19 protein-coding genes are annotated in these 16,920 nt (G+C 39.2%); 10 read left to right on the top strand and 9 right to left on the bottom strand.

Annotated features, from left to right (window positions below; genetic code table 11):
• Positions 1-72 precede the first annotated feature (72 nt).
• The 3 genes from ACOKFD_RS10415 to ACOKFD_RS10405 all read left to right on the top strand — a co-directional run bounded on the left by ACOKFD_RS10415 (position 73) and on the right by ACOKFD_RS10405 (position 2,404).
• On the top strand, positions 73-327 hold the full coding sequence (locus ACOKFD_RS10415) for a SemiSWEET family sugar transporter (RefSeq protein ID WP_422857876.1): 255 nt from the start codon (positions 73-75) through the stop codon (positions 325-327).
• 184 nt (positions 328-511) lie between these two features.
• Positions 512-1,612, top strand: a complete 1,101-nt coding sequence (gene ald, locus ACOKFD_RS10410; RefSeq protein ID WP_422857875.1) for an alanine dehydrogenase — start codon at positions 512-514, stop codon at positions 1,610-1,612.
• A 93-nt stretch (positions 1,613-1,705) separates the two neighbouring features.
• Positions 1,706-2,404 (top strand): zinc metallopeptidase, encoded by a 699-nt coding sequence (locus ACOKFD_RS10405; protein WP_422857874.1) that lies wholly within the window; start codon positions 1,706-1,708, stop codon positions 2,402-2,404.
• A 56-nt stretch (positions 2,405-2,460) separates the two neighbouring features.
• On the opposite strand, the gene ACOKFD_RS10400 is transcribed toward ACOKFD_RS10405, so the two are convergent.
• Both ACOKFD_RS10400 and ACOKFD_RS10395 read right to left on the bottom strand, forming a co-directional pair.
• Entirely contained in the window at positions 2,461-2,931 is a 471-nt protein-coding gene (locus tag ACOKFD_RS10400) for an Lrp/AsnC ligand binding domain-containing protein (RefSeq protein WP_298996878.1), read from the bottom strand.
• A 48-nt stretch (positions 2,932-2,979) separates the two neighbouring features.
• Positions 2,980-4,353: a saccharopine dehydrogenase family protein gene (locus tag ACOKFD_RS10395; protein WP_422857873.1), complete on the bottom strand. Its 1,374-nt coding sequence runs from the start codon at positions 4,351-4,353 to the stop codon at positions 2,980-2,982.
• 79 nt (positions 4,354-4,432) lie between these two features.
• Here ACOKFD_RS10395 and ACOKFD_RS10390 point away from each other — a divergent pair, with 79 nt between their 5' ends.
• Together ACOKFD_RS10390 and pckA are read left to right on the top strand one after the other, a co-directional pair.
• Positions 4,433-4,828 carry a DUF423 domain-containing protein gene (locus ACOKFD_RS10390; protein WP_422857872.1) on the top strand — a complete coding sequence of 132 codons (396 nt, stop codon included), beginning with the start codon at positions 4,433-4,435 and terminating at the stop codon, positions 4,826-4,828.
• Between the two features lie 61 nt (positions 4,829-4,889).
• Entirely contained in the window at positions 4,890-6,506 is a 1,617-nt protein-coding gene (pckA, locus tag ACOKFD_RS10385; RefSeq protein ID WP_422857871.1) for a phosphoenolpyruvate carboxykinase (ATP), read from the top strand.
• A gap of 52 nt (positions 6,507-6,558) precedes the next feature.
• Here the strand turns inward: pckA and ACOKFD_RS10380 are convergent, their stop codons facing one another.
• From ACOKFD_RS10380 to ACOKFD_RS10370, 3 genes are read right to left on the bottom strand one after another with little or no spacing between them, the layout of a single operon-like run.
• Positions 6,559-7,302 (bottom strand): uroporphyrinogen-III synthase, encoded by a 744-nt coding sequence (locus ACOKFD_RS10380; RefSeq protein ID WP_422857870.1) that lies wholly within the window; start codon positions 7,300-7,302, stop codon positions 6,559-6,561.
• Positions 7,303-7,309: 7 nt separating this feature from the next.
• Positions 7,310-7,966 carry a DUF4271 domain-containing protein gene (locus ACOKFD_RS10375; RefSeq protein ID WP_422857869.1) on the bottom strand — a complete coding sequence of 219 codons (657 nt, stop codon included), beginning with the start codon at positions 7,964-7,966 and terminating at the stop codon, positions 7,310-7,312.
• On the bottom strand, positions 7,963-9,624 hold the full coding sequence (locus ACOKFD_RS10370) for an ArnT family glycosyltransferase (protein ID WP_422857868.1): 1,662 nt from the start codon (positions 9,622-9,624) through the stop codon (positions 7,963-7,965). The genes ACOKFD_RS10375 and ACOKFD_RS10370 overlap by 4 nt, the downstream gene beginning before the upstream one ends.
• Before the next feature lie 115 nt (positions 9,625-9,739).
• On the opposite strand from ACOKFD_RS10370, the gene ACOKFD_RS10365 reads away from it, so the two are divergent.
• From ACOKFD_RS10365 to ACOKFD_RS10355, 3 genes are read left to right on the top strand one after another with little or no spacing between them, the layout of a single operon-like run.
• The gene (locus ACOKFD_RS10365; protein WP_422857867.1) at positions 9,740-10,468 is read left to right on the top strand and encodes a polyprenol monophosphomannose synthase; all 729 of its coding nucleotides are present in this window, start codon (positions 9,740-9,742) and stop codon (positions 10,466-10,468) included.
• Positions 10,469-10,470: 2 nt separating this feature from the next.
• On the top strand, positions 10,471-11,805 hold the full coding sequence (locus tag ACOKFD_RS10360) for a dihydroorotase (RefSeq protein ID WP_422857866.1): 1,335 nt from the start codon (positions 10,471-10,473) through the stop codon (positions 11,803-11,805).
• A gap of 2 nt (positions 11,806-11,807) precedes the next feature.
• A complete protein-coding gene (locus tag ACOKFD_RS10355) occupies positions 11,808-12,233 on the top strand; it encodes a DUF4296 domain-containing protein (protein ID WP_422857865.1) in 426 nt (141 codons plus the stop codon).
• Here ACOKFD_RS10355 and ACOKFD_RS10350 read toward each other — a convergent pair.
• On the bottom strand, positions 12,217-13,230 hold the full coding sequence (locus tag ACOKFD_RS10350) for an NAD-dependent epimerase/dehydratase family protein (protein WP_422857864.1): 1,014 nt from the start codon (positions 13,228-13,230) through the stop codon (positions 12,217-12,219). The two genes, ACOKFD_RS10355 and ACOKFD_RS10350, sit on opposite strands and share 17 nt — an antisense overlap.
• Positions 13,231-13,314: 84 nt before the next feature.
• On the opposite strand from ACOKFD_RS10350, the gene tyrS reads away from it, so the two are divergent.
• Positions 13,315-14,610 (top strand): tyrosine--tRNA ligase, encoded by a 1,296-nt coding sequence (tyrS, locus tag ACOKFD_RS10345; RefSeq protein ID WP_298996907.1) that lies wholly within the window; start codon positions 13,315-13,317, stop codon positions 14,608-14,610.
• Positions 14,611-14,655: 45 nt separating this feature from the next.
• A complete protein-coding gene (locus ACOKFD_RS10340) occupies positions 14,656-15,042 on the top strand; it encodes a hypothetical protein (protein WP_422857863.1) in 387 nt (128 codons plus the stop codon).
• Between the two features lie 10 nt (positions 15,043-15,052).
• Here ACOKFD_RS10340 and ACOKFD_RS10335 read toward each other — a convergent pair whose 3' ends face one another.
• The 3 genes from ACOKFD_RS10335 to ACOKFD_RS10325 all read right to left on the bottom strand — a co-directional run bounded on the left by ACOKFD_RS10335 (position 15,053) and on the right by ACOKFD_RS10325 (position 16,878).
• Positions 15,053-16,039 (bottom strand): acyl transferase, encoded by a 987-nt coding sequence (locus tag ACOKFD_RS10335; RefSeq protein ID WP_422857862.1) that lies wholly within the window; start codon positions 16,037-16,039, stop codon positions 15,053-15,055.
• Positions 16,040-16,098: 59 nt separating this feature from the next.
• A complete protein-coding gene (locus ACOKFD_RS10330; protein ID WP_422857861.1) occupies positions 16,099-16,422 on the bottom strand; it encodes a T9SS type A sorting domain-containing protein in 324 nt (107 codons plus the stop codon).
• Positions 16,423-16,566: 144 nt separating this feature from the next.
• Positions 16,567-16,878 carry a T9SS type A sorting domain-containing protein gene (locus tag ACOKFD_RS10325; RefSeq protein WP_422857860.1) on the bottom strand — a complete coding sequence of 104 codons (312 nt, stop codon included), beginning with the start codon at positions 16,876-16,878 and terminating at the stop codon, positions 16,567-16,569.
• Between the last annotated feature and the right edge of the window lie 42 nt (positions 16,879-16,920).

The following is a 16,920-nucleotide window of genomic DNA, read 5'->3' as shown; positions in this document are numbered from 1 at the left end:
GCTTAGGATAACATAGTATTGGTTGTTCCGTCCAAAGGATACAAACCTTTTAGACATTTAAAAATCCATTCAATGGGAAATATTGAAATTGTTGGGCTGGTCGCGGCTACCTTAACTACATCTGCATTTGTGCCACAAGTATACAAGGCTTTCAAGAACAAATCAACCAAAGATGTTTCATTGACCATGTATACGGTTTTCTTGGCGGGCACCATACTTTGGTTGGTCTATGGTATCAAAATTCAAAGTCCGTCCGTTATATTGGCCAATGGCATAACATCCTTATTGGCAATTCTTATGCTTGTTTTGAAATTAAAATACAAATGACCCTGCTAAATTAAAGGGTATTCAAATATAATTTTAGTTTATTTGAATGACACCCCCTATTTTTTAAGGGTACATTTTTTAGAAATTATATTTTTTATCGACTCACCCCTGCATTTTATCGATATTTTCTTTTTTTATTGTGTTTTTTATGACACCTTTGAATCGTAATCAAAAAAACATAGAAATGATTGTTGGTGTACCTAAGGAAATCAAGAACAACGAAAGCCGTGTTGGGATGACTCCCGCAGGTGTTTTCGAGCTGGTAAAGAACAACCATACCGTTTATGTGCAATCTGGAGCTGGAGAGGGTAGCGGTTTTTTTGATAAAGACTACCAACAGGTGGGGGCTACTATTTTAAATACCATTCAAGAAATTTATGCTATCAGTGAAATGATAGTTAAGGTAAAGGAGCCAATTGCAGAAGAATATCCTTTGGTACAAAAAGGACAAATTGTGTTCACCTACTTTCACTTTGCTTCAAGCGAAGCACTCACTAAAGCTATGATTAACAGCGGCGCTACTTGTATTGCATATGAGACGGTTGAGGATGAAGATGGAACGCTGCCTTTATTAACTCCTATGTCCGAGGTAGCTGGCAGAATGGCCATTCAACAGGGAGCCAAATATCTGGAAAAACCTAAAAAAGGCCGCGGTGTGCTTCTTGGAGGTGTTCCTGGTGTGGCTCCGGGCAAAGTATTAGTGCTGGGTGCTGGTACTGTGGGTATTCAAGCTGCAAAAATGGCAGCTGGTCTTGGAGCGCATGTAACCATTTTGGATGTGAACATGAAACGACTTCGCTATGTAAATGATGTAATGCCAAGTCATGTTGTTACCGAATTTTCAAATGAATTCAATATTAGAAAACATATAAAAACCCATGACCTCATAATAGGGGGTGTATTGATCAAAGGGGCCAAAGCTCCAAAATTGATAAATAAGGATATGCTTAGCCATATGCGTCCGGGAACCGTTATCGTAGATGTGGCGGTTGACCAAGGCGGATGCATTGAGACCACTAAGCCCACCACCCATGAGGACCCCACATACATCATCAATGATGTAGTCCATTACTGTGTAGCCAATATGCCAGGGGCAGTCCCTTACACTTCTACCGTAGCCTTGACTAATGTAACACTGCCCTATGTGCTAAAATTGGCCAATATGGGATGGCACAGCGCATGTAATTTGGATAAATCCCTTTCCAAAGGGCTGAACATTGTGGAAGGTGAAATAGTATACAAAGAAATTACAGAAGCTTTCAATTTAGAACCCGTTTTAGTTTAGTTTACATTTTGTCAGTAAAAAGGACCCTGTCACAAGTTGGCGGGGTTTTTGCATTTTTGTTGGTATCTTTAGATGTATTAAAACACAAAAGCTATGATGACATATTATATATTGATTGGGGGCATTGCGCTTGTTAGCTGGCTGGTGAGCAACCAACTTAAAAGCAAGTTCAAAAAATATTCCAAGGTTCATTTACGCAATGGGATGAGTGGGGCGGAAATTGCCCAAAAAATGTTGGATGATTATGGAATTCGCGATGTAAAAGTGATTTCCACACCTGGAATGTTGACGGACCATTACAACCCCAAGAAAAAAACCGTGAACCTAAGTGAGGCAGTTTACAGCCAAAGAAATGCAGCCTCGGCGGCTGTGGCGGCACATGAGGTGGGGCATGCTGTTCAGCACGCTCAGGCGTATGAATGGTTGACCATGCGTTCCAAGTTGGTTCCCGTGGTTAGTGTTACCTCTGGAATGTCCACATGGATTGTCTTTGGGGGAATCGCCTTAATGGCTACAAATGCACTGGGAGGCATCGGTTTCTACGTTGCTGTTGCAGGATTGGTCATGATGGGCTTTGCCACTTTGTTCAGTTTTGTAACCCTGCCAGTGGAATACGATGCCAGTAAGCGAGCATTGGTATGGTTAAAGCAGAAGAATATGGTAAGCCAACAGGAATATGCTGGGGCTGAAGATGCTTTAAAATGGGCGGCACGAACTTATCTGGTAGCTGCGCTCGGAGCCTTAGCTTCCCTTTTATATTGGGCATGGGCCGTTTTTGGAGGAAGAGACTAAATCTTTCTAAATAGATATATAATCAAGACCTGTTTGGGACACTCCAGGCAGGTCTTTTATATTGAAATCTGTCTATCTATCTGTTGGTCAAGAGAGATAAAGGTCTCTGTTCTTGAGACACCTTCAATCTGTTGGATTTTTTTATTGAGCACCATCATCAGATGTTCATTATCCTTACAAAGCACTTTAATCAATATGGACCAGTTCCCAGTGGTATAATGGCATTCCAAAACTTCAGGAATTTTCTCTAAATCCTTTACAGCTCTTGGATTGGCCATGGCCTTGTCCAAGAAAATACCAATATATGCCATGGTAGTGTAGCCCAGGACTTTCGGGTTGATAATAAACTTTGAACCGGCAAGGAGTTTAGCATTTTCGAGTTTGCGAAGTCGCTGGTGAATGGCTGCGCCAGAAATACCAATATTTCTTGCAATCTCAAGAATGGGTCTTCGCGCATCCTCCATTAGATATCTTAAGATTTTTTTGTCTATACCATCAATTTTGACAGAATTGTTATTGGATTTCATCTTTTGTCTTAAAAATTGAAGCTAAAGATATCTAAAAAACAACAATCTTTAAATAGCTACGGAGTCAGGATTATAACCCAGATAGGGCACTTCATATTCTTTAAAATGAATTTTATAAGATTCCAGCTCTTTTAATATAGGTTCGTAAACTTCCTTTTTGATGGGAATCTGCACACCTGGGCTTTTGATTTTACGATTTAGAATCTGTAATGCGGCCATGGCCACGGGCAGACCCACGGTTTTGGCCATTGCGGTATGGCTTTTATTTTCTCCTAGGACTACCATATTGGCATCAATCTGTTTTTTTGTTCCGTTCAGCTCGTAGCCAAATTTATGGTACATCACAATCATATCCCTCTCATGGGCTTCGAGCGTCCAACTGTCTTCCAAAATATACTGAAGCATTCGCGCCGGTGAAGCTTGGGCAAGCGGAATTTTCTTGGTGTCATCAAAAAGATTGAGCTCTAAAAGTTTGCCCCATCTAATATCGTCTTGATCAATTTTTAGGTAGTGTCTAAGTTTCAATTCTACAGAATCTGTAGGGGAATAGGGTAAAAACAGATTCACAAATTCTCTATAGGACATGCCTTGGGAGTTTTCAATAACATAGCTGTCATCCGTCATTCCGAGCATCACAAACATCTGCCAGGCCTTGGAAAAACCTACTCTTCTCATAGTGCCTCGATAGAGTGTAAGGGCTTTTTCAAGCCCATAAGCTTGTCTGTATTTTAAAGAATCCCTATTGGCATACACTTCAAATGTTCCATAATCTGCTACCTCCAAGAATTCCGTTCTTCGAAAAAGCTTTTGATAGGGAATGTATTTGTAGGTGCCTTCTTGAATGAATTTAGCGGCGCCCCCTTGACCTGCAACGACCACATTTCTGGGATTCCAGGTAAACTTATAGTTCCAGAGGTTGGAATCGTGTTCAGGTGCCACCAAGCCCCCTGTAAAGGATTCAAAAAGTAACATTTTTCCGCCATCATCCCTAATACGGTCAATGATTTGCATGGCACTCATATGATCTATACCAGGGTCAAGGCCGATTTCGTTCATAAAAACTAGTCCTTTCTTCTTCACATCCATATCCAATTGCTGAATAGCATCGCTTATGTAGGAAGCGGTAACCAAATCCTTTTTGTGCTTTAGGCAGTCCATGGCAACTTTGATATGCAATTTTGGAGGTAACATGGAGATTACTACAGCAGCATCTTTGACCGTGTTTTCTCTTTTTTCATCTTCAAAAATATCCAGTTGAAGAACGCTGCAATTTGGATGAGAAGCAATTTTTGAATCAACCGAATCTGGGTTGATATCGGCAATAACCAGCTTGAGCTCTTCACTTACTGATTTTTCCAAAATATGGTCCAACAAATAGGCTGTGGATTTCCCGGCTCCAAACACCAAAACAGTTCGGGACATAGCTTTTAATTACTTTTGCTTTATAGAAAGACTAAGGTATCAAATTGTTGTATTTGTAAAATAACAAGCAAGAAAAGTTATGAAAAGAACATTTTTAATAACAGGTGTAGTATTGGGGTTGATTGGAATTCTCCTTGGAGCATTTGGCGCCCATGGTTTGGAACGAATTACGGATTATGAAGGTTTGGATTCTTTTGAAACCGGTGTTAGATACCAAATGTACCACGCTTTTTTCTTCCTCTTTTTGGGGGTTTGGGATCGGTTGAGTGGAAAATCAGCAGTCATACTCTATAGATTGACTTTGACCGGTGTGATTCTTTTCTCGGCTTCAATTTATGTTTTGGTTATTGGAAAAGCACTGTCATTTGATTTAAAATATTTAGGCCCAGTTACTCCAGTAGGTGGTATTCTTTTAATTTTTAGCTGGATTTTTTTAGCATACTGCATTTCGACCAAAAAAAGGATAAATAACTAGGTCAATAAGGACTAGAGAGTGTATAATTTTCTAGCTTTGCCCCAACGTTAAAAACAAAAAAATGACATCGTACAGCCCATCTACGAAATCAATTTCGTTGAAGGATTATGGAATCCATCACGATAGGATTCACTATCAACTTTCTCCGGAGACTTTGCATGCAACAACCATTGATATGAAAATGGGGCAACAGGCTTCCTCTGGAGCTTTGGCAGTTAACACAGGTGAATTTACAGGAAGATCTCCCATGGACCGGTTTATTGTTGAAGATGAAATCACCAAGGATAAAATTTGGTGGGGAGATATAAACATTCCATTTGATGCTGGAAAGTTTGATAAACTATACGATAAGGTGGTGGATTATTTGAATGAGCGTGAAGTTTTTGTTCGGGACTGTTATGCGTGTGCAGAAGACTCTTTCCGATTGAACATACGGGTGATTAACGAGTATCCTTGGTCCAATATGTTTGTCTATAATATGTTCCTAAGGCCCAATGAAGAAGAGTTAAAGTCTTTTGACCCCGAATGGGTGGTGCTCAATGCTCCTGGCTTTACCGCCGATGCTAAAATTGATGGTACCCGTCAACACAATTTCGCCATTTTGAACTTCACACGGAAAGTGGCTATTGTAGGGGGTACTGGATATACTGGAGAAATCAAAAAAGGCATATTCTCAGCTTTGAACTTTATTCTACCAGTCCAAAAGAACACATTGCCCATGCACTGCTCGGCCAATGTTGGTCCTGAAGGAGATACAGCACTTTTCTTTGGATTATCAGGTACTGGAAAGACAACTCTCTCCACTGACCCTAATAGAAAGCTGATTGGCGATGATGAGCATGGGTGGACGCCGGAAAACACAGTCTTTAATTTTGAAGGAGGTTGCTATGCAAAAGTGATAGATCTATCGCAAGAAAAGGAACCTGAGATATATGGTGCCATCAAAAAAGGAGCTATTCTGGAGAACGTCATTATGGATAATAATGGTGTAGTTGATTATTCAGATACTACCATTACTCAAAACACTCGGGTAAGTTATCCAATTCACCATATTGAGAATATCCAACAACCTTCAATCGGCAAAAACGTAAAGAATATTTTCTTTTTAACTGCTGATGCTTTTGGAGTTATTCCGCCTATTTCGAAATTAACGCCTGCACAGGCTGCATATCATTTTATTTCGGGGTATACGGCCAAAGTGGCTGGAACAGAAGCTGGAGTGGTTGAACCACAACCTTCGTTTTCTGCATGCTTTGGAGCACCATTTATGCCCTTACATCCTGCGAAGTATGCAGAGATGCTCAGTAAAAAAATGGTAGAATCAGGTGTGGATGTTTGGTTAATTAATACAGGATGGACCGGAGGTCCCTATGGCGTGGGAAAAAGGATGGAACTTAAGTATACACGAGCCATGATCAGCGCGGCTTTAAGCGGTGAACTAGGGCTTTACTCTTATGACAGGTACCATATTCACTCTGTTTTTGGAGTAGCACAGCCCAGAGAGTGCCCAGGAGTCCCAACTCAAGTTTTGAGCCCCAGGGCCACTTGGAATGACGATGATGCCTATTATAAAACTGCCTTTAAACTCACAAATGCATTTAGGGAAAACTTTAAAAAGTTTGAATCCTATGCCAATGAGGAGATAAGACGTGGAGGTCCACAACGTTATGCATTCTAATAGAAAAGGCCGCTCTTTAGAGCGGCCTTTTTATTTTAAGCTAAAGCTTTAATTATTTATTTACACTGGTAATGTACTTCTGAAGGGCCATGGTCATCGAAGGAGTTTCAGGAGTAGGAGCCTTAATATCAATACGAAGCCCAGCATCTGTAGCAGCATTTACCGTGCTATTGCCAAAAACAGCTATTCTGGTGTCGTTCTGTTCAAAATCAGGAAAGTTCTTTAAAAGAGATTCTATTCCTGAAGGACTGAAGAATACCAGTACATCATAATACACATTTCTCAAATCAGACAAATCACTGATCACCGTCTTATAGAAAATTCCTCTTGTCCAATCTACTTTCAGTTCATTCAAAGCTTCAGGAACTGCAGCTTTCAAGGTGTCAGAGGACGGGAGCAAAAACTTCTCATCCTTGTACTTTTTGATTAGAGGCACTAATTCATTAAAAGTACGTTTGCCAACATATATTTTACGCTTTCGATATACTACATACTTCTGTAGGTAGTAGGCAACAGCTTCAGATTGGCAGAAATACTTCATACTATCAGGTACTTTAAAGCGCATTTCCTCTGCAATTCTAAAGAAATGATCTACTGAATTTCTGCTGGTAAGAATGATAGCAGTAAAATTATTGAGGTCAATTTTCTGCTGTCTTACAGTTTTGGCCTGTACTCCTTCAACATGAATAAAGGGTCTAAAATCTACCTTTACTTTTTCTTTTTCTATTAATCGAGAATAAGGGGAATTTTCGATTTTGGGTTCTGGCTGGGAAACCAAAATTGTTTTTACTTTCATAAGATAATCAACCTTTTAGATAGCTTCCAATTACAACCAAGGGTGCAATTTCGAGTGCGCAAAGGTACAAAATAAAATAAAACAAGTAAGGGAGTATGACTTTTTGATAGTTCTTCATCAGCTTTATCAGTCCAATGGCATTAATTAAAAGAATAAGCCCAATGGCTACGTAAATGACAGTTTTTGAATTGTTTAGTACGTAAATCAGAATAATGTTGCTCAGGAACATAACCAAACTGCTGTAGTTAAAATACGTGCTTTTGTTATAAATCACATCCAAAACCAGCTCTTGGGTATTAAATGCAAAACCTTTAAAAAGTTGAAGAATGATTTTAACAACTTGGAAGGCTGCTATCAATGCGACAATAATCAAGAATATTTCAAAAGTGTTCTGGCTAGATGGACCATTCCATGTCCGATTCATCAAAAAAATGAATAACGAAAGGTTAATGAACTGGAAAATGGTCATGAAAATATGGAACCAATTTAGAAGACGCCCTTTCTTATTGGAAAGCATGATATACTTATTGTTAAAAGGCAGGATCAAAAAGTTGAGAAACTTAGTTTGAAAGAGATATTTTCCCAATGTCATTACCAACATACTAAAGACCAAAACTAAGGTCATCCAATCCAGGGATTCTATGGTTCTGATTATAGGGGTCATTGTTCAATTTTAACAGGGATCCCGTTGAGTCCGGGAAGTAATCCGTTTTCGGAGATGCCGACTCTAAAGTACGTTGGATTTTCGAATTTGGATTTAGGCAATTCGAATTTAAACTCAAGAGTATCTCTAGCAGGGATTACTTGCCTTTCTTTTTCTACTGCTTGTACCTCCATTGCCTGTAAATCCTTTACTTGTTTATAGGCATTTGAAAATGCAGCAGAAAATGAAAGTTTAGACAGCGGAACTTCAAAAGAGTAAGGGTTGTAAACCTTTAAAGCGTATGTATCATCTACCGAGGCGGGTTCCACAATGCATTCTAGTTTTCGGAAAGACTCGAAATTATTTATAAATGTTCCATAATACACCGTTTTATTGTCGGAATGCAAAAACTGAATGTCTCCACTTCTAGCATACTTGGTCACGTACACTACTCTTTTGCCTTGTACATTTTCTTCTGATTGATCAATGGAGTATTGACTTTTTCGGTACATATGATTGTTTAGCGAAAAGCTAGGATTTCCAGAGTAGAAGGTATACAAGGATGGGCGACGATAAGAATTTTCAAAAACCACAGGAACCCCTTCGGACTTTTCCATGAGCTCATTTACCCAAACGGTATTGCCATGGGTTTCAAACCTTAGGGGAAAAAGAGGTTTATACGCCAGCCAGGCTCGCGCATATAGCATGATGACCATACTTACAAGTCCCAATCGATACACCCACTTTCTAGAGTTTGCATTTTCTAGGATATAGTTAAATGTTAAGATGGCCATGGGAATTGAAATGACCACTACCCATTGTGTTTGCACCCGCCTATTGAAACTTGAAATAAAAAAGAAAACAATGACTCCAAACGAAAGATATTTTAAGGCCTTTATAAAAAGATTAGTGGTTTGAGTTTTCAGTAAAGCCTTGTAGGCCCAGAAAAAAAGTAGTCCAAAAATAGCAATCAAATTTACAAAGTAGCCCAAGGTGAATTTTGAAAAGGAGTAGGCTTGGTTGGGGCGTTCATAAATGTGGTATTTTATGGAAAGAAAATCATGCTCAAAAAGCCATAAAAAGTGAGGAGTATAGCAGAGCAATGCAATTATAACGGCAAACCATGCCCTAGAATCTCGTAATAGCTTCAAATTGGAAAGCAACACAAAAACAATGACAAGAGCTGCATGGTATTTGCTGTACATCAAAGCTGCCATTGCCACTCCAATGGCAAAGGCAAGCATATATGATGGCTTTTCTAGGAAGAGTTTGTATAACCAAAGAAAAAGGGCAGTAAAAAATAGTAAAGGAGTGTCCGGTAGTGTAAAGAACCCATAAGCGTTTAATAGTGTGGTGGAGAACAGCAAAAGAAAAAAGGTCACCACATGTTCATTTTTTTTGGGATTATCAATAGTTAGCCATAAAACAATATAAGTACCCACTGCTAGAATACAGCTCATAAAACGAACCCCCAATTCTCCATCAAACAATAAACTACTGATTTTGATGAGAAAAGCTACCATAGGCGGGTGATCAAAAAAACCCCAATCCATATTTTGGGCATAGTACCAATAATAAGCTTCATCATAAATGAGCTCTGTAAGACTACTTTGTACGAGGTTTAGGATGAAAAGTGACGCGATTAGAATAAGAAAAGTCGCGGGAAACCTTTGGGTCATCAATTGTTGTTTTGATGGGATAAAGGTACAAATATTGATAAACTGGGGAGACCAAAAATCTCAGGGGCTCAATCAAAAGACAAAGTGTTATTTTTGCCCTCTAACGTATTCATCAATGGCAGACGGACTGGTCATTATACCTACTTTCAACGAAATCGAGAACATTGAGGCTATAATCAAAACGGTTTTCGATTTAAAGAAAGATTTCCATGTTCTTGTTGTGGACGATAATTCGCCCGATGGAACAGCAGAAAATGTCCGAATGCTTCAAGAAGAATTTCCGAATCGACTTTTCCTGGAAGTAAGAACAGAGAAATCGGGCTTGGGAACGGCCTATATTCACGGTTTCAAATGGGCTTTGCACAGGGAATACGACTATATATTTGAGATGGACGCCGATTTTTCCCATCGCCCAGCTGACCTTTTGCGTTTACATAGAGCGTGTTTGAATGAAGCAGACGTTGCCGTGGGATCTCGATACAAAAAAGGGGTCAATGTAGTGAACTGGCCCTTGTTCCGAATTCTACTTTCTTACGGAGCGTCCTTTTATGTGAAATTGATCACTGGAATGAAGGTGCACGACCCAACAGCCGGATTTGTATGTTATAGAAGAAAGGTTTTGGAGGAGATTGATTTGGATAGAGTACGTTTTATTGGTTATGCCTTTCAAATTGAAATGAAATATAGAGCCTACTTAAAAGGCTTTAAAATAGAAGAAGTATCCATTATCTTCACGGATAGGATTCATGGTAAGTCCAAAATGAATTCAAAAATTGTCAAAGAAGCCATTTTTGGAGTGATTACCATGAAACTGCGGAGTACCTTTTTCAGAAAAAGCTTTTAACAATGTCGAAGATTCTACTTAAGAACGCCAAAATGGTTAATGAAGGTGAATGTACCGAGACGGACATTCTTCTTGACTCAGATTTTATTGAAAGAATAGACAAGAATATCTCCGAACCTATGGCAACTGTAATTGATTTGGAGGGAGATTATCTTTTCCCAGGAATCATAGATGATCAGGTTCATTTTAGGGAGCCAGGTTTGACCCATAAAGGAAATATTGATACGGAAAGTCGTGCGGCACTGGCTGGCGGGATCACAACTTTTATGGAACAACCCAATACAAATCCGCAAACCACGACCATTGAAAAATTAGAGGAGAAATTTGGAATGGCTTCCAAAAGTGCGTGGGCCAATTATTCATTCCTTTTTGGAGGTACCAATGATAACTTGGAAGAGTTGAAACGGTTGGACAGAAATGCATGCTCCGGAGTCAAACTTTTTTTGGGTTCGTCAACAGGAAACATGCTTGTGGATAACGAGGTTGTTTTAGAGCGTATTTTCAGCAGCACTGAAATGGTGATTTCTGCACATTGTGAAGATGAAGGTACCATTAGGGCCAATCTGGAAAAGTATAAAAGCGAATATGGAGATAATATCCCAATCCACTTGCATCCCATTATCCGAAGTGAAGAGGCCTGTTACTTATCTTCATCAAAAGCTATAGCGCTTGCAAAGCAAACGGGCGCCAGGTTACATGTTTTTCATTTGTCCACCGGAATAGAAACGGACTTGTTTACGAATGCAATCCCGCTGGAAGAAAAAAAGATAACGGCAGAGGTCTGCATACATCATTTATGGTTTTCAGACGAAGATTATCAGGATAAGGGTGCTTTTATCAAATGGAATCCAGCGGTAAAGACAAAAAAAGATAGAGAGCAATTGTGGGAAGCCCTTTTGGATGACAGAATTGACGTTGTGGCCACTGACCATGCCCCACATACTTTGGAAGAAAAAGACAATCCATACACACAATGCCCATCTGGGGGGCCTTTGGTGCAGCATGCATTGCTTGCCATGCTACAAAAAGAAGAAGAAGGGATAATAAGCAAACCAAAGATTGTGGAAAAAATGTGCCATAATCCCGCTAAACTTTTTGATTTGGACAGAAGAGGATATATCCGTGAAGGATACTATGCTGACCTGGTTCAGATACAAGAAGGCGTCCCGCAAACGGTTGAAAAATCCAACGTGCTATACAAATGTGGTTGGTCCCCTTTTGAAGGCATCACTTTCAACTCAAAAGTAGCGAGGACATTTATAAATGGTCATTTGGCCTATGACAATGGTGTTTTTTCTGAGAAACGAAATGCCAAAAGACTCACCTTTAGGAGATGACGATGAGAACAGTAGTTACTTTTGTTATGATATTTGTTGTTTGGAGCTGCGCTGAAAAAGTGGTAGAACCACCGGAAGACTTGATTTCAGAAGAAAAAATGACTGATATTCTTCATGATCTTGCCCTGCTTAGAGCTGCTAAAACTTCTTTTAGCTACCATTTGGAGGACAACAATGTAGAAATCATGGATTTTCTTTACCAAAAATATCAGATTGACAGTACGCAATTTGTCCAAAGTGATAAGTACTATGCTTCCGTTCCGTTACGATACCAAATGATTTACGAGAAGGTGGAAGCTAGGTTGGAGAAAAAGAGAAAAGAATTGGAGGAAAGCAATCAAAAAAGGAACGATAGTACCAGGGCAGCACAGCAAAGAAGAGCTGATTCTTTAAATAAAGTAAAAAAGGAAGCTAAACCTTCTTCGTAGCTTTCAGTTTTTCGCAGCAAAATTTGATGACATCTGGAAGTGATTCATATGTGAAACCCGGAATGGTCTTAGATTTAGAATTATCGTATTTATCTTGCTGATACAACCCTTTGACAATGTTTTTTGTGAGTCTTCTTCGCCTTCCGAAAAGAGCACTTTTTAAGAAATCAATACGCCAGAAGATTTCTAATAGCCCAAGAGAAACTATTTTAGATGGAGGTTCCACACCTAAAGCGGTGGCCATATCACAAAAAACCTCATGATACGTTAAATTTTGATTGACCAGGATATAACGCTCATTCGCTATGTCCGATTTCATTAAAAGCACCATAGAGTTCACCACATCATTCACGCTGACAAAGCCAGTACCGGCCGGAAATGAATAGCGCCCCCCTTTTGAAGCCCTTCGGAACAAAAGGCCACTGCCCGAACGCCAAAACCCAGGCCCCAATACAATCCCAGGATTTACAATTACCACAGGAAGTCCCTCTTGGGAACCACGCCAAACCTCTAACTCTGACTCAAATTTAGATATACCATAGACAGATACCCGGTTATCGTTCCATTCTACATTTTCATCATATATCGTCTGCCCTTTTTTGCCAGACCCTAGAGCGGCAATTGAACTTACATGACAAAACTTGTTGATTTTATGTTTTACGCTAAGGTTGATCATGTTGGCTGTGCCATCCACGTTTGTTTTAAGCAGATTATTAAGGTCTTTGGGGTCAAATGATATCAAAGCAGCACAGTGATATACTTGTTTAACATTTTCAAAATGAGTCTCCAGAGAACCTAAATCGGTAACATCTGCCTTCACCCACTGAATCTTATTGAACAATGCATGAGCTTCCGAAGAGTAAAAGCCGAAAACCTCGAGGACCTTTGCCTTTTTTTTGTCATTTCTATACAAGGCCTTTACTGCCTCACCATTAAGTATAAGTTGATAAAGTAGGTGCGAACCCAATAGGCCAGTTCCTCCGGTCACTAGAATCATATAACTAAAGTAGTTCTTTGCGTCGTATTTCGGTAACGATCTAAGAACTTCATTTTATATTTGCACCGATTTAAACTACTAGGGATGAAAACAAACTTTGTTCAAGAGCTGAAATGGCGGGGAATGATCCATGATGTTATGCCAGGAACGGAAGAACATCTGATGGAAGAGATGCAGGCTGCCTATGTTGGGATAGACCCCACTGCAGATTCATTGCATATTGGACATTTGGTTGGGGTAATGATGTTGAAGCATTTTCAGTTGGCAGGACATAAACCCATCGCCCTTGTAGGTGGTGCAACAGGAATGATAGGAGATCCATCAGGAAAATCAGCAGAACGTAATCTATTGGATGAAAACACCTTACGAAGAAATCAAGAAGCTTTAAAGGCACAATTGTCCCGCTTTTTGGACTTTGATGGCACCGAACCCAATGCGGCAATCCTTGTAAACAATTATGATTGGATGAAGGATTTTTCTTTTTTGGACTTTATCCGTGATGTAGGCAAGCATATCACTGTCAATTATATGATGGCAAAAGATTCGGTAAAAAAGAGATTATCATCAGATGCAAAGGAAGGTATGTCATTCACTGAGTTCACATATCAGTTGGTGCAAGGGTATGACTTTTTGTACCTATATCAGAACCATGATTGTACCCTTCAAATGGGAGGAAGCGATCAATGGGGCAATATTACTTCTGGAACTGAACTCATTCGAAGAATTGGTGGTGGTAAAGGGTATGCCCTAACCTGTCCTTTGATTACAAAGGCTGATGGTACTAAGTTTGGAAAGACCGAAGGCGGAAACGTTTGGTTGGATGCCCACAGAACCTCGCCTTATCGTTTTTATCAATATTGGTTGAATACTTCGGATACAGACGCAGAAAAATATATTAAAATATTCACCTTTTTGAATCAGGAAGCTATTGAAAAACTGATTCAAGAACATAGCGAAGCACCACATTTGCGATTGCTTCAAAAAAAGCTAGCTGAAGAAGTAACTACAATGGTACATTCCGAAGCTGATTTGGACAGAGCCGTACAGGCTAGCAATATTCTTTTTGGCAAATCTACTTCTGAAGACCTAAAACAACTGGACGAGCAAACATTTTTAGATGTTTTTGAAGGAGTTCCACAAGCTGAACTCCCTAAGGCAGAACTAGAAAATGGTCTCGATATGATTGGAGCTTTGGCTGCTAAAACCGGGTTTCTAGCTTCCAATGGAGAGGCTCGAAGGGAATTGAAGCAGAATTCGATTTCGGTAAACAAGGAAAAGGTGAAAGAAAACTACGTTATTACCAATTCCGATTTAATCAACAATAAATTTGTGTTGCTTCAAAGAGGCAAGAAAAATTATTTTGTTTTAAAAGTAGCGTAAAGCAACTGTTTCGTTCGTATACATCTTAAGTATAAAGCCAAAGAAATGAAAAAGTGTTTTTTATTACTACTGATTTTTTGGACAGTTTCTTGCTCTGATGATGATTCCAACCCTGAAAACGCTACTCTAGATGGGGAATGGACTTTGACTAATGTTAGCTGTTTTTGTGGGTTTCCCGACCCTCCAGAGTTCGAGTCTACTACAGTTCTCTTTGATGTGGAATCCGATGAAATTACGGTCTCACATACGGGAAGTTTTGAATATTTTAGGCCCAATGGCACATATTCTTATTCTGTTTCGGGTAGTGAGATAAGAATGATGGATGGAAGGTCCTATGAATTTGACTTTTCAGAAAACACCTTGTTTCTCAGGTTTGTTGATGAACCTACTATTGCAGATGATGAAATTCTTTATACATTCATTAGAAATTAGAACCTACCTTTCAAAGGGCCATCAAATTACATCCTCTAACATCAGAATGGTCAAACCTTCCCAAAACCTCAAAAGAGCCGTCTTTATTTACTTTCCCTAAATCTTGGGTGGCAATAAAAGAGCATGAATGGATGTTGGCCAAATCAATTATATTGATTCCTCCCGTTTTGCCATACTCCTGCGGAGAGAGGGGGTCTTCGGTATCTCTGGCCGTAACTTTCATCCACGGAGGACAATTAAATATTCCCTTCCCTAAGGAATATGCCTGAGACAATAGCTCGGTCATGCCATATTCAGAATGAATTTTATCTGCTCCAAATCCCTGCATTAACTGTTGGTGCAATTCTTCACGAATCAACTCTTTTCTTCTTCCTTTCATGCCGCCGGTCTCCATAATCTTGGTGTGCTCCAATTTTATAGGGTATTGCTCGGCCAAATCCAATAAGGCAAAAGAGACACCAATCAATAGAGTTTTGGTCCCTTTCTCCTCCAATTGAATGAGTTTTTGATGGAGTTGCTTTAAATCATATAGGTAAAAACCACTATCCGGATGTTGGGATTGATTGACCAAATCGTCTACCATAAAAACCAAAGAAGACCCTTTTCTTTCCAAATATGAAGGAAGTAAGGCTAGAATACAATACTTTTTAATCGGACCAAAAAAATGTGTAAACCCCCTCGTGTAGCTTTCTTTATAAACACTTAAATCTGTGATATAATGTTTACTAGGTGTACTCCCAGTGGTGCCACTACTTTCAAAAATAGCCTCAACCTGTTTTGAAGAGGACACTATTTTTTTCGATTTAAAGAATTCAATAGGGAGAAAAGGAATTTCAGAACTATGCGAAACGTTTCTTGGAGTTTTGCTCAATAGCTCACAATAAGATTTGTAAAGAGAGTTATGCGCAAATTGAAAACTAAAAATTTTCAGGCACTGGGCCTCAAACTCATCCGAATTTGAAATGGAGAAAATGGATTGGATGTTATTGGGTTCCATGGCCTACAAAAATAGGCCAAAAAAGAAAAAAGCCCTTAAAAGGGCTTAAGATATGGGGGTTATTTGATGACCAATTTCCGGGTCATTGTTTTTTCTTGTATCGTTACTTGAAGTACATAGACTCCAGGTAACAAACGTGATATGTTCAATGTATTTGTTGATATTCTATCCGTAAGGACAACATCTCCAAAAACATCAAAAATCTTAACATTTTTTGTTCCGTTTGATGAAGTTGTGATATAGATCTCATCTCCGTATGCTGGGTTCGGATACATTTTGAACCCTTGTAGTTCGCTCACCTGTTGTGTGTTTACAGTGACCAGTTCTTGACCGAAGCTAAATAGTGGTAATGCCATAAGAATAACTAAGTAGAGGTTCTTCATATATGCTGATTTGGGGTCTATGCATAATAAAAGTAGTTAAAGCCTAAGATGATACCTATAAAATGTTGTGAAACAGGAAATTATGTAGGTTAAGCGAAAAAACCCAGAAGTTTAAGGGCAAAAAAGATTAAAAATATCGACGAACTACTTGATTATCAGTTTTCTGGTAGCAACTTTATTGTTTTCCAGAATTCGGATAATGTACATGCCTTTATCCAATCGGGAAAGATTTAGCTCCTTACCCAAGATGGTGGTTTGAAGTACTTGGGTTCCCAATACATCAAAAATTGCAATCTGTTTGGGATTATTGGAAAGGGTTTCGATAAAAACCTTGTTTTGGGTACAAGGGTTAGGATATAGTTTTAAGCCATCAATATCTGCATTGGACTCTACATTCTCTTGAGAGAATCCAATAGCACAAATAAAAAAGAAAAGTACCGCGTAAAGGTGCTTCATATAAAGTAGGTTACAAAGGCTATGCCACAAATATAGCCAATT

The sequence above is a fragment of the Flagellimonas ulvae genome, assembly GCF_049333175.1.
Lineage (GTDB): Bacteria > Bacteroidota > Bacteroidia > Flavobacteriales > Flavobacteriaceae > Flagellimonas.
Note: the sequence above shows the minus strand (reverse complement) of the source record. Positions and strands in the feature narration are given on the sequence as shown.

Coding starts and splice junctions, on each gene's coding strand:
- ACOKFD_RS10415 (WP_422857876.1), top strand. CDS start 73: ATGGGAAATATTGAAATTGTTGGGCTGGTCGCGGCTACCTTAACTACA.
- ald (WP_422857875.1), top strand. CDS start 512: ATGATTGTTGGTGTACCTAAGGAAATCAAGAACAACGAAAGCCGTGTT.
- ACOKFD_RS10405 (WP_422857874.1), top strand. CDS start 1,706: ATGATGACATATTATATATTGATTGGGGGCATTGCGCTTGTTAGCTGG.
- ACOKFD_RS10400 (WP_298996878.1), bottom strand. CDS start 2,931: ATGAAATCCAATAACAATTCTGTCAAAATTGATGGTATAGACAAAAAA.
- ACOKFD_RS10395 (WP_422857873.1), bottom strand. CDS start 4,353: ATGTCCCGAACTGTTTTGGTGTTTGGAGCCGGGAAATCCACAGCCTAT.
- ACOKFD_RS10390 (WP_422857872.1), top strand. CDS start 4,433: ATGAAAAGAACATTTTTAATAACAGGTGTAGTATTGGGGTTGATTGGA.
- pckA (WP_422857871.1), top strand. CDS start 4,890: ATGACATCGTACAGCCCATCTACGAAATCAATTTCGTTGAAGGATTAT.
- ACOKFD_RS10380 (WP_422857870.1), bottom strand. CDS start 7,302: ATGAAAGTAAAAACAATTTTGGTTTCCCAGCCAGAACCCAAAATCGAA.
- ACOKFD_RS10375 (WP_422857869.1), bottom strand. CDS start 7,966: ATGACCCCTATAATCAGAACCATAGAATCCCTGGATTGGATGACCTTA.
- ACOKFD_RS10370 (WP_422857868.1), bottom strand. CDS start 9,624: ATGACCCAAAGGTTTCCCGCGACTTTTCTTATTCTAATCGCGTCACTT.
- ACOKFD_RS10365 (WP_422857867.1), top strand. CDS start 9,740: ATGGCAGACGGACTGGTCATTATACCTACTTTCAACGAAATCGAGAAC.
- ACOKFD_RS10360 (WP_422857866.1), top strand. CDS start 10,471: ATGTCGAAGATTCTACTTAAGAACGCCAAAATGGTTAATGAAGGTGAA.
- ACOKFD_RS10355 (WP_422857865.1), top strand. CDS start 11,808: ATGAGAACAGTAGTTACTTTTGTTATGATATTTGTTGTTTGGAGCTGC.
- ACOKFD_RS10350 (WP_422857864.1), bottom strand. CDS start 13,230: ATGATTCTAGTGACCGGAGGAACTGGCCTATTGGGTTCGCACCTACTT.
- tyrS (WP_298996907.1), top strand. CDS start 13,315: ATGAAAACAAACTTTGTTCAAGAGCTGAAATGGCGGGGAATGATCCAT.
- ACOKFD_RS10340 (WP_422857863.1), top strand. CDS start 14,656: ATGAAAAAGTGTTTTTTATTACTACTGATTTTTTGGACAGTTTCTTGC.
- ACOKFD_RS10335 (WP_422857862.1), bottom strand. CDS start 16,039: ATGGAACCCAATAACATCCAATCCATTTTCTCCATTTCAAATTCGGAT.
- ACOKFD_RS10330 (WP_422857861.1), bottom strand. CDS start 16,422: ATGAAGAACCTCTACTTAGTTATTCTTATGGCATTACCACTATTTAGC.
- ACOKFD_RS10325 (WP_422857860.1), bottom strand. CDS start 16,878: ATGAAGCACCTTTACGCGGTACTTTTCTTTTTTATTTGTGCTATTGGA.